The organism is Kitasatospora sp. NPDC048722, assembly GCF_040650235.1.
In the GTDB taxonomy this organism is placed as follows: domain Bacteria; phylum Actinomycetota; class Actinomycetes; order Streptomycetales; family Streptomycetaceae; genus Kitasatospora.
Window position 1 is genome coordinate 1 of the sequence record NZ_JBEZGX010000111.1, and the last position, 11,576, is coordinate 11,576.

At 69.1% G+C, this 11,576-nt stretch carries 7 protein-coding genes; 3 read left to right on the forward strand and 4 right to left on the reverse strand.

Going from position 1 to position 11,576, the window contains the following annotated elements; genetic code table 11:
- The first annotated feature begins 120 nt into the window (after positions 1-120).
- Genes AB0C76_RS40255 through AB0C76_RS40265 form a run of 3 tightly spaced genes read left to right on the forward strand, consistent with a single transcriptional unit; the run spans position 121 to position 4,675 of the window.
- A complete protein-coding gene (locus tag AB0C76_RS40255; protein ID WP_359975409.1) occupies positions 121-2,922 on the forward strand; it encodes a hypothetical protein in 2,802 nt (933 codons plus the stop codon).
- Positions 2,919-3,779, forward strand: a complete 861-nt coding sequence (locus tag AB0C76_RS40260) for an immunity 49 family protein (protein WP_359975412.1) — start codon at positions 2,919-2,921, stop codon at positions 3,777-3,779. Before AB0C76_RS40255 ends, AB0C76_RS40260 begins: the two co-directional genes overlap by 4 nt.
- A 41-nt stretch (positions 3,780-3,820) precedes the next feature.
- Positions 3,821-4,675 carry an immunity 49 family protein gene (locus AB0C76_RS40265; RefSeq protein WP_359975415.1) on the forward strand — a complete coding sequence of 285 codons (855 nt, stop codon included), beginning with the start codon at positions 3,821-3,823 and terminating at the stop codon, positions 4,673-4,675.
- Positions 4,676-4,755: 80 nt separating this feature from the next.
- Here the strand turns inward: AB0C76_RS40265 and AB0C76_RS40270 are convergent, their stop codons facing one another.
- The 4 genes from AB0C76_RS40270 to AB0C76_RS40285 are packed head-to-tail and all read right to left on the reverse strand — an operon-like array spanning position 4,756 to position 11,440.
- Positions 4,756-5,643, reverse strand: a complete 888-nt coding sequence (locus AB0C76_RS40270) for a pentapeptide repeat-containing protein (protein WP_359975418.1) — start codon at positions 5,641-5,643, stop codon at positions 4,756-4,758.
- 3 nt (positions 5,644-5,646) lie between these two features.
- On the reverse strand, positions 5,647-6,615 hold the full coding sequence (locus tag AB0C76_RS40275) for a hypothetical protein (protein ID WP_359975421.1): 969 nt from the start codon (positions 6,613-6,615) through the stop codon (positions 5,647-5,649).
- The gene (locus tag AB0C76_RS40280) at positions 6,612-11,009 is read right to left on the reverse strand and encodes a hypothetical protein (RefSeq protein WP_359975424.1); all 4,398 of its coding nucleotides are present in this window, start codon (positions 11,007-11,009) and stop codon (positions 6,612-6,614) included. Before AB0C76_RS40280 ends, AB0C76_RS40275 begins: the two co-directional genes overlap by 4 nt.
- On the reverse strand, positions 11,006-11,440 hold the full coding sequence (locus tag AB0C76_RS40285; protein ID WP_359975427.1) for a DUF6507 family protein: 435 nt from the start codon (positions 11,438-11,440) through the stop codon (positions 11,006-11,008). The genes AB0C76_RS40280 and AB0C76_RS40285 overlap by 4 nt, the downstream gene beginning before the upstream one ends.
- Between the last annotated feature and the right edge of the window lie 136 nt (positions 11,441-11,576).

Sequence of the window (11,576 nt, forward strand, 5' to 3'; positions counted from 1 at the left end):
CATCGCGCTGCTGCGCAAGACGCTGGAGGAGAACGACAGCACCGCGCAGCAGACGCTCGCCCGCGCCAAGAGCGCGGTCGACAACATCGGCTGACACACTCTCGCCACGGGGGGTAGCAAGTGAGCGACGAGAATCCGGTGAACCCGGCCGAGGTGCCGGTCTTCACGGGCGACCTGGGGGAGCTGGACAACCGGGTGAAGTCGATCTCGACGGGCGGGGCGACGATCGCCACGGCCGCGGGGGACGTGCACTCGAGCTTCGGCGCCCTGAGCGCGTTCTACAAGGCGCCCGAGGCCGACCAGCTGTTCGCGACGACGAAGCCGGTGTCGGATCTGGGCCTGAAGCTCAGTCAGGACGTCTGCACGATCGCGGGCGCGCTGGGGCAGTACTCCAAGGACGCCGCGCCGATCAGGGACAGGCTCGACACCCTGAAGCGCGAGGCCATTGCCTTCAAGGACATGGCCGACAAGAACCACGACTGGCGCCAGGACGAGGACAAGGTCAAGGAGAACAACAACCGGCGCAACGACATCGCCGACGCCTGGACGCAGTTCCAGGGCGTCGAGCGGGACGCCTACGCCAAGATCGTCGCCCTGGTCGGCGGCAAGCCGCTGCGCGTCAACGACGGCTCCAACGCCGACGACATGTACGGCTACGACGCGAAGTCGCTGAAGGACTCCAAGGACCTGCCCTGGGGCAGCGCCGTCGACCGCGACATCCCGTGGTGGGACCTGCCGGACCAGGTCATCGAGTTCGGCAAGGGCGTCTTCGTCGACGGCGTCTGGGGCACCATCAAGGGCCTGGGCACACTGGTCGGTTTCGGCGGCTGGGACGCCTGCAAGCAGGCCTGGACCGGCCTCGCCAAGCTCGCGACGGGACTCGTCATCACGGGCATCCCCGGTGTGGGACCGGCGTTCTGGGCGATGCCGGACAAGGACCTGCCGTCCTGGCTGCGCGACTCGCGCACCGCCGTGAAGGAGACCGGCAAGGCGCTGGTGGCCTGGGACCAGTGGAGCTCGAACCCCTCGCGGGCGGCGGGCGCCGTCACGTTCAACGTCCTGACCACCGTCTTCACCGGCGGCGAGGGCGCGGCGGCCGAGGGCGCGGGCAAGGCCGGTCTCGCCGGCAAGGCGCTGTCCGTCGCCGGCAAGGTCGGCAAGGCCATCGACCCGATGACGTACGTCTTCAAGGGCGCCGGCTTCGGCATCTCGAAGGTCAGCGACGTGATGAAGGGCCTGAAGGGCATCACCGACTTCAAGATGCCCAGCATCAACCTCGACAAGGCCGTCTCCATCCCCGAGGGCGCCATCAAGCTCCCCGACGGCTCGTTCAAGCTCCCGCCCGGTGCCCACATCCCCGAGGGCGCGATCAAGACCGCCGACGGCGGGATCAAGTTCCCCGAGAAGACCGTCGAACTCCCGCCCAACACCATCAAGTTGGAACACGGCGGCAAGGTCGAGTTCATGGACCCGCACGGCAACGTCTACGACGAGGCCGGCAACCTCCGCCAGCACGGCGACGAAGCCCCGAAGGAGAACCTTCCCGGCGACCACACCGGCGCGGACCGCAACCCGGTCAAGCCCCACAGCCCCGTCCCGGCGCAGGCCAAGGTGCCCGAGATGGCGGGCGTCGGCGGCCGCGACGGCGTCATCAAGCTCGGCTCGGACATCTCCGAGCCGGTCCACGTCCCCGATCACGTGCCGGACCACGTCCCCGACCACCTGGCACCCGGCGGCCACGCCCCGGACCACACCCCCGGCGGCCACGCCCCCGAGGGCCCCCGCAACGACCTCAACCCGTCCGGCGGCGGCCACGACGGCCCGGGCACGGGCGGGCACGACGGCACCGGTGGTCACGACGGTACGGGTGGCCACGACGGCGGTTCGACCGGTGGGCACGACGGCGCGGGCACGGGCGGGCACGACGGCGGCTCGACCGGTGGCCACGACGGCGCGGGCACGGGTGGCCACGACGGCTCCGGCACCGGCGGGCACGACGGCGGTTCGACCGGCGGCCACGAGCCCCCTGCACGCCAGCCCGTGAAGCGGCCCGAGTTCATGAAGGACGGCCCGAACCCCTACGGAGAGCCCGGGAGCCTCACCAAGGAGCAGATCGAGGAGATCCAGGTCTACCGCGCCAACGAGGAGCCGGGATACCGGGAGCAGTATTACAACATCGACGGTGACCGCAAGCGGCTGTCCTACAAGGACGAGAGCGGATACACACCGCCCCAGCTCGTCAAACTGGACGAGCACGGCCCGTGGGTCCCGGCCAAGGACACCCCGGAGCCCCCCGAGCCCCACTACCTCGACGACGACTACATCTCCCTGGACGAGACCAAGGTCACCGACAAGGACCGGCTCAACCTGCTCGACCTGTTCGCGAAGAAGCGCCACAGTGCCGTGACGTGGGACAACCTGGTCAAGGATTGGAGGCAGAGGCTCGGTCTTCCGCAGGCAGACGGGGTGTACAAGGCGTCCCACACGGAGATGGGCAAAGCGACCGAGGCTTTCGGTGAGGCGGCCGCGAGGCACCACTACATCGCCGAGAACTTCCCGGGCTTCAAGGACGAGCCGCTCCTCGGCCCGAAGAACGGCAACGACCAGTTCGACCAGGTCTGGACGAACGAGGACGGGCGGGTCGTCGTCGTCGAAGCCAAGAGCAGCCCGAGTACGGGTCTCAATAGTCGCCTTCTTCCCGGGGCCACCCGCAAGGCGGTTTCGCAGGGGAGCAGGGAATACTTCTTCGACATTCTCAGGGAGATGGAAGAGCGGGGCGAGACGGACCTCGTCGACAAGATCACGACGGCGCTCAAGGACGGAAATCTCGAATACGTCGTCGTCAAGGGTGAGAAGAACGCCGGAAGCTACACTGGCTTGCAGTACCGGCGGTTCGACATCAGCAAGGGGACTCTTCCGTGACCGAGACTGTTGCCCGCCACATCGAGCCTCAGCCCGATGCCGAGGCATTCGCCGACCGGCTGAGCGAGCGGGTGAACCGGAGGGTCGACGAACTCGAGGAGTCGGCCGACATGATCGACTTCGCGTTCAGCACGGCTCTCCTCGCTTTGCAGGCCCACGCGGTTGCCGACCCGGAGGCGGACCGGCTGGAGACGTGGAAGGCCACGGTCACCGCGATGCAGCTCGGCTCGGCGGTGTTCGCCGTGACCGGCGCGAGTGAAGGCACTGTCGAGTGCTTCATCAACGGCAGGGCGCGGAGCGTCCCGGCGATCGGACCACAGTCCTTCGCCGATGCGGGGAACTGGCTGAACGCCTTCTGGCTGGCCCTCATCTGCCGTGAGCAGAAGCGGATGACGCAGCTGTGCGAGATCCCGCTGGAGCGGCTGCGTTCGCCGGAAGGCTCGTACGACGAATACGTCTACCACTGGGTGGACGCCCAGCAGACCTACTGGCTCCGTCGGCCGGGGCTCGTCGACAAGCTCACGGCCGCCTTCGAGACGTCGACCCCCGATGCCGCGCGCGTCGCTCCGCGCGATGCCATGCAGTGCCTGATGTACCCGCCGCTCAACCTCTTTTACCAGGTCGTGCGCAAGCGCGAGGAGGAGTTCTCCCCGAACCTGGTCGAGGCGCTGAACCTCCACAAGATGTACTGGACCATGGACGAGGACCGCGCGGCCAAGCGCGACGGCGCACTCGCCCTCGGCCCCCTCGCCATGGCCTGCATGGCCTTTGACGGGAAGTTCCCGATCGACGTGGAGTCGCCTTACATTCCCAAGTACCTCGTCTCTCACGGCTGGTTGGGTGAATTCCCGACGTAGGCCCCTCAACCGGGAACAGGCCGAAGGGGAAGGAGGTCGCGTTGGCCTCGATCATCAGCCGCCACCCCTTTCCCGTCACGGGGAACGCGGAAGCGGGCCTCGCCATGCTCCAGGAGGACGTCGAGCGGAGGCTGGAGAAGGCCGAGACGAACGGTGCCCTGGCGGGCGACGTCCTGGGCACCGCGCTCCGGATCGCCGGCGGCCGCAGTCTGCTGGACCCCCAGGCGTCGATCTTCCCCTCCTGGGACGCCTGGGTGACCGCCATGCAGGTCGGCTCCGCCGTGTTCGCCACCGCGACCACCACCGAGGATCACGTGGTGTGCCGCATCGCGCACAAGGACCGCACGTTCCCGGCCACCGGTCCCTACCGGCACGTGAACCCCGGTACCTGGCTCACGGCCTTCTGCCTGGCGGCGGCGTGCCGGGAGCGGGACAGGCTCACGGCCCTGTGCAACGTGCCGTTGTCCCTGCTGCGGGAGAACGGTTCGGACTTCCCGGAGTACCACTACCTCTGGATCGACACGCTCCAGACCTACTGGCAGGGCGGCGCCGGCCTCGGCGACAAGCTGGTCGCGGCGATCAACGCGACGGCCCCGGAGACCGTCGCCGATCCGGTGCCCGTCCAGCACTTGATCCACCCGCCGATGGAAATGCTCCACCGCATCCTGCGCGACGACCGCGAAGGCTTCGGCCGAGCCCTCACCAACGCCGTCGAATGGCACAAGCGGTACTGGAGCGACGAGAGCCGGGAGACCCAACTCGCCGGCGCCGTCGCCATCGCCCCGCTCGCGATGGCCTGTTTCGCCCACGATGCGGGTTTTCCGATCGAGGTCGAGTCCGAGTACCTGCCCAAGGCCCTCATCGGCCGCAATTGGTGCGGCGAATTCCCGACGTAGGTCGCCGGAGGCACAGAATCCGATGGCCCGACCGCCGAAATGGTGGTCGGGCCATCGGGCGTTCGTGAGAGTCCTGGAGGTCAGCTCTCCTGGGAAGGGGTGCCGAGGGCCTCGGTGATGCGGGCGACGAAGGCCTCGGCTTCGGCGCGGGTGATCTCGACGTGGTCGATCTCGTTGTGGCCGAGCTCGTAGAGGCGGAGGTACTCGGTCGGCTCCCAGCGCAGGTTGCGGGTGAAGGCCTCGTCGTAGTCGATGCCGTCCACCGAGCTGCGGCGCACGATGCCGCTGGGGTTCTCGCGGGAGAAGCCGGTGCGGAGCTTCGCGTAGTAGGTGAAGCCGCTCAGGACCTCGGCCTCGGCGCCGTGCTCGTCGAGCCAGCGCTGGAGGGCGATGCCGTCGAGCTCCTGCTCCGTCCCTTCCGTGACGAGGGTGACGGGGCCGAAGAGCGTGCCGGACAGACCGCGCACGACGGTCTGCTCGTCCAGGCGGACCTTGAACGAGGTCTCGACCATCCTGGCGTCGGACAGATCGGCGCCGCGGAGGTCGGTCGTGAGCATGGAGGTGTCGAGGAACTCGGCGCCGCGGAAGGTCGCGGAGCGGGCGTCGACGTCGTCCAGCGAAGCCGCGGTCAGGTTGCTGCGGTCCAGGTGGGCGGAGCGCAGCGAGGCACCGTCCAGGGCCGCCTTGAACAGGACGGCGTCGCTCAGGTCCGCACCGGACAGGTCGGCGGACTCCAGGTGGGCGCGCCGCAGGCTGGTACGGGCCAGGGTGACGTCGGCGAGCACGGCGCCGTTCAACCACGCCTCGCTGAAGTCCCCGCCGGAGAGGTTGGCTCCGCGCAGGTCGAGTTCGGTGGCCTGCAGCGCCTCGTCGGCGGAGGCCGTCACCCAGGCGCCGAGGCGGGCCGCGGCCTTCTGGTTCAGCGGGAGGGTCTTGGGATACCACTTGTCACGGTTGTCGGATGCCATGTCTCAGCTCTCTTCTGCCTGTGCGCGCAGTGCCGACAGGGCGACGGGGCCCTCTGCGTCCTCTGGTGAGCGGCCGGTCAGCTCGGCGAGGGCCTGGGTGGGGGACAGCTTGCGGTCGTGAGCCGAGCGCAGGCGGTCCAGCCAGGCGAGGGCGGCGCGGTAGCGCCCGTCGTCGTCGACGTCGACGGGCTCGAAGCTCGCGGCGTCCTCGGCATCGGAGGCCCAGAGGTAGCCGAGCATGCCGTGCTCGTCGGCGATCGGGACGTACTGCACGTCGCCGGTCGCGGTGCGGGAGTAACCGATGCTCCCGAGGCCGGGGGCGTGGGTGAAGCGCTCGTACCGGCGGACGAGTTCGAACCGGGACCACGAGTCGGACGGGGTCCCGTCCTGGTCGAAGTGGGGGTCGACGCCGGTCTCGGTCGGCGTGCCGAAGTACGTCGGGTCCTCGGGGTCCATGTCGGAGCCGAGGACGTCGGTGAGCTCGGCGAGGGCAGCCGCCAGCCGGGGCGCGTTCGCCTCGTGTACGGCGGGCTGGGGTCGGCCCCGCAGGTCGAAGGGCATCCAGGCGTCGGAGAACGTCACCAACTCCACGGCCGCGAAGTCCGCGTCCGTGGACGCGGACAACGCGAACAGGCCCTCCGTATGGACCTCGCCCTCAGGACCGAGCAGTACGCCGACGGGGAGGAGCGTGGCGTCCGCGGAGCCGATGGCGCCCGGTCGCAGGGCGGCGCGGACCGCCGCCGCGAGCTCCTCTGCGGAGCCGTTCGCGGTGAGCTCGCCCTCGTACAGTGCTGAGCGCGGCTTGCCGGACTCCGAGACCGTGAGACGGATCCGGGACTCGCCGACCACCAGCCGGTGAGCCGCCAGGACGGCCCGTGCGGCCAACAGATCGGTGAGGCAGCGGACCAGCTCGTCCTCACCCTCGATGAAGTCGCCCCAGGTCCAACGGGCGACCGGCGTACTGGCGATCACGGTGCCACCTCCGGCATAAACCTACCGTCCCGGGGGACGAGGATGACGCCCTCGGGCGTGCGGATGACGAACTGCACGCCCTTGGTGTCGAACTTGTTCTGGAGGTGCTCCAGTTGGGTGAGCATCTCGGCCTTCGGGATCTTCGAGTCGATCACGAAGGTCTGGAAATCGGCGTTGGAGTCCAGGAGCTGCTTGATGCTCTTGAAGATCCGCTTGACCGCCTTGTCGGCCGTCACCGGCGATTCCGGGCCAGTCATGTCCTTGAACTGGTAGCCGTGGACGTTGCCGTGCGCGTCCTTCGCGAACACGTCGAGGTCGGTGTGCTGCCCGGTGAAGACACCGGGCTTGATCTCGTGGCCGTCCTGCTTGAGTTCGAACCCGATGTCGTGCAGACCGCCGTCGAAGAGCCGGTTCCCGAGGCGCATCGCCTCCAGGCTCCCGGGGATCTCGCTCGGGCGGACGAGGTTGGACACGACGTTGGAGAAGTCCTCGGAGTTCCGGAAACGGCCGGAGGCGATGGTGTCGGCCATCTCCTTGCCGTGCGGGGTCTCGGAGAGCGTCTTCATGATCGCGTCCACGTCGCCGTGCTTGACCTTGGTGCCCTTGATCTGGTCCCGGACCTGCTGCTCCAGGGCACCGCCACGCTCCATCGGGCCGCTCTCGTGCGACGGGCGCGTCCAGTCGCCGTGGTCGCCACCGCCCGGGCCGCCGTGATCGGGCACGCCGCCGTCGCCGGAGCCGCCGCCGTGGTCACTACCGCCGTGGTCACCACCGGTCGGACCGTCGTGACCGCCATTGTGGTCGCCGCCGTTGTGATCCCCGCCGTTGTGATCCCCGGGGGTGTGATCCCCGGGGGTGTGGCCGCCGTCGGGCTTGGGGTGTTCGGTGCCGGGGTTGTGGCCGGTGCCGTGGGGTTCGTGGCCGATGGGGGGGAGTTCGTGGACGGGCTCGTGTGGGAGCTTGATGTCCGCGGCGCCTTCGGGCACGTGGACCTTGCCGAAGAGGTCGGCCTGGTCGGCCTTGATGGCCTTGAGTTCCTCGGGGGTGATGCCGGGGAGGCGTTCCTTTTCGTAGAGGACGTGGCCGTCCATCTTGGCGGTGAAGCTGTCGGGGGTGTGGAACTGGAGCTCGAACTTCTGGCCGGTGACGGCGTCGCGCCAGGTGGAGTTGATGCCCTTGTAGCCGGCGGAGCCCCAGGTGTTCTTGAAGGTGATGTTCTCGAAGCCGCGCTTTTGGAGGTCCTCGACGGCTTGCTTGACGCCCTGGGCGTAGTTGTCGGCGGGGACTTCGAGGGTGTAGCGGACGGAGTCCTTGATGTCGGACAGTGCCTGGGCGGGCTTGAGGGCGGGGTCGTCGAGGAGGTCGGTGGCGAGCTTGCGCTTGAGGGAGTCCTCGCCCTTGAGGCGGTACTCCAGGCCGATGAGCTTGCCGTTGTCGACCTTGCCGGCGACCTGCTGGACGGCCTCGGTGACCCGGGGCTCGTGGGTCGCGGAGTCGTGCATGAACTTGTCGGCGGCGGCGTTGGCCTCGGGGTTGAGCTTGAGGCCCTTCTCACCCTCCCACGAGCCGTCGGGACGGTTGCCCAGCGGCTCCTCGGGCTTCGGGTGCTCGCCCGTGCCGGGAGTGCTGTCGTGACCACTGGGGGTGTGGTCGCCGGGGGTGTGGTCGCCGCCCGTGTGGTCGCCCGGGGTGTGGTCCGAGGTGCCGGGGTGGTCGTGGGTGCCGGTCGGGGTTCCGTCGGGCTTGGGGTGTTCGGTGCCGGGGTTGTGGCCGGTGCCGTGGGGTTCGTGGCCGATGGGGGGGAGTTCGTGGACGGGCTCGTGTGGGAGCTTGATGTCCGCGGCGCCTTCGGGCACGTGGACCTTGCCGAAGAGGTCGGCCTGGTCGGCCTTGATGGCCTTGAGTTCCTCGGGGGTGATGCCGGGGAGGCGTTCCTTTTCGTAGAGGACGTGGCCGTCCATCTTGGCGGTGAAGCTGTCGGGGGTGTGGAACTGGAGCTCGAACTTCTGGCCGGTGACGGCGTCGCGCCAGGTGGAGTTGATGCCCTTGTAGCCGGCGGAGCCCCAGGTGTTCTTGAAGGTGATGTTCTCGAAGCCGCGCTTTTGGAGGTCCTCGACGGCTTGCTTGACGCCCTGGGCGTAGTTGTCGGCGGGGACTTCGAGGGTGTAGCGGACGGAGTCCTTGATGTCGGACAGTGCCTGGGCGGGCTTGAGGGCGGGGTCGTCGAGGAGGTCGGTGGCGAGCTTGCGCTTGAGGGAGTCCTCGCCCTTGAGGCGGTACTCCAGGCCGATGAGCTTGCCGTTGTCGACCTTGCCGGCGACCTGCTGGACGGCCTCGGTGACCCGGGGCTCGTGGGTCGCGGAGTCGTGCATGAACTTGTCGGCGGCGGCGTTGGCCTCGGGGTTGAGCTTGAGGCCCTTCTCGCCCTCCCACGAGCCGTCGGGACGGTTGCCCAGCGGCTCCTCGGGCTTCGGGTGCTCGCCCGTGCCGGGACCCGAGCCGCCGTCGTGACCGCCACCCGTGCCGGCACCACCGTCGTGGCCGCCGGGGGTGTGGTCGCCGGTGCCGTCGTGGCCGCCGGGGGTGTGGTCGCCGGTGCTGTCGTGCCCGCCCGTGTGGTCGCCGGTGCCGTCGTGGCCCGGCCCGTCGTTGTGGCCGGGGGGCTCGTGGCTCGCGTTGGGGCCCTCGGGGGCGTGGCCGCCGGGGGTGTGGTCGGGCATGTGGTCCGGGATGTGGTCCGGAACGTGGTCGGGGACGCGATCCGGGAAGTGGTCCGGGACGTGGTCCGGCACCTTGAACGGGTCGGACAGGTCCGAGCCGAGCTTGATGACGCCGTCGCGCCCGCCGACGCCCGCCATCTCGGGGACCTTGGCCTTGGCCGGGGTGTGCAGCGGGTCGGGGCCGTTCGGCTTGACCGGGTGGTCGGGGGTGGTGCCGCCGGGGTGGTCGCCGTTGTGGTCGCCGGGGACGGTCTCCTTCGGAGCGTCCTCACCGGGGTGGATGTTTCCGGCGTCGTCGTAGACGTTGCCGTGCGGGTCCACGTACTCGGTCTTGCCGCCGTGCTCGAACTTGAGGGTGCCGGGCGGGAGTTCCTTGGTGCCCGCGGGCAGCTTGATGGTGTCGTCGGCGCCCTTGATCGCGCCCTCGGGGATCTCGGTGCCGGGCGGGAGCTTGAACGAGCCGTCGGGGAGCTTGACGGCGCCCTCCGGGAGGGAGATCGCCTTGTCGAGGTTGATGCTGGGCATCTTGAAGTCGGTGATGCCCTTCAGGCCCTTCATGACGTCGCTGACCTTCGAGATGCCGAAGCCGGCACCCTTGAAGACGTACGTCATGGGGTCGATGACCTTGCCGGCCTTGCCGGCCTTGCCGGCGACGGACAGCGCCTTGGAGATCGCGCCGGCCTTGCCCGCGCCCTCGACCGCCCCGGCCTCGCCGCCGGTGAAGACGGTGGTCAGGACGTTGAACGTGACGGCGCCGGCGGCGCGGGACGGGTTGGAACCCCACTGGTCCCACGCGAGGAGGGCCTTGCCGGTCTCCTTCATCGCGGTGCGCGACTCGCGCAGCCAGGACGGGAGGTCCTTGTCCGGGACGGCGAGGAAGAGCGGGCCGACGCCGGGTATGCCGGTGATGGCGAGGCCGGTGGCGAGCTTGGCGAGGCCGGTCCAGGCCTGCTTGCAGGCGTCCCAGCCCTGGAAGCCGACGAGGGTGCCGAGGCCCTTGATGGTGCCCCAGACGCCGTCGACGAAGACGCCCTTGCCGAACTCGATGGCCTGGTCCCAGACGTCGTACCAGGGGATGTCGCGGTCGACGGCGCTGCCCCAGGGCAGGTCCTTGGAGTCCTTGAGGTCCTTGGCGTTGTAGCCGTACATGTCGTCGGCGTTGGAGCCGTCGTTGACGCGCAGCGGCTTGCCGCCGACCAGGGCGACGATCTTGGCGTACGCGTCCCGCTCGACGCCCTGGAACTGCGTCCAGGCGTCGGCGATGTCGTTGCGCCGGTTGTTGTTCTCCTTGACCTTGTCCTCGTCCTGGCGCCAGTCGTGGTTGCTGTCCGCCATGGCCTTGAACGTCTCGGCCTGGGTCTTGAGGTCGGCGAGCTTCTTGGCGATCGGCGCCGCGTCCTTGGAGTACTGCCCGAGCGCGCCCGCGATCGTGCAGACGTCCTGGCTGAGCTTCAGGCCCAGGTCCGACACCGGCTTGGTCGTCGCGAACAGCTGGTCGGCCTCGGGCGCCTTGTAGAAGGCCTTCAGGGCGCCGAAGCTGGTGTGCACGTCCCCCGCGGCCGTGGAGATCGTCGCCCCGCCCGTCGAGATCGACTTGACCTTCTCGTCGAGCGTGGCCAGGTTGCCCGTGAAGACCGGCACCTCGGCCGGGTTCACCGGATTCTCGTCGCTCACTTGCTCTTGTCCTCCGGCTGGATGCCGAGCGCCTTGAGGTCCACGGACTTCGCCGCGTTCTGGGCGTTCTGCGCGGCTGTCAGGTCACCGGCGATGTACTCGTTGACGGCCTTGACCGTGCCGGTCAGACAGGCCTCGATGCGCTCCGACATCGACTTCAACTCGGCCTGCCGGCCTTCCAGGTACTGCGAGAGGGCGGCCGCGACCGGGCCCATCGCAGCGTGCGACAACGGAGGCGCACCCACGGGCACCGGGCCCTGGATCTCGACCTTCGCATGCGAACCCGGCACCGCCGTACCGGCGGCCTGCGCCGCCGCCTGCATGTCCGTCACCAGGTTGTTCAGCGCCGTCGAGAGGTCGCCGGCGTGTCCGCCGACGATCTTCAACTGGCCCTGGACGCCCTGAGGCTGGATATCCCAGTCACCCGCCATGTCGAGCTCCCCCGTTGTCAGTGCCTAGTGGATCGGTCCGCGTCAGCCGATGTTGTCGACCGCGCTCTTGGCGCGGGCGAGCGTCTGCTGCGCGGTGCTGTCGTTCTCCTCCAGCGTCTTGCGCAGCAGCGCGATG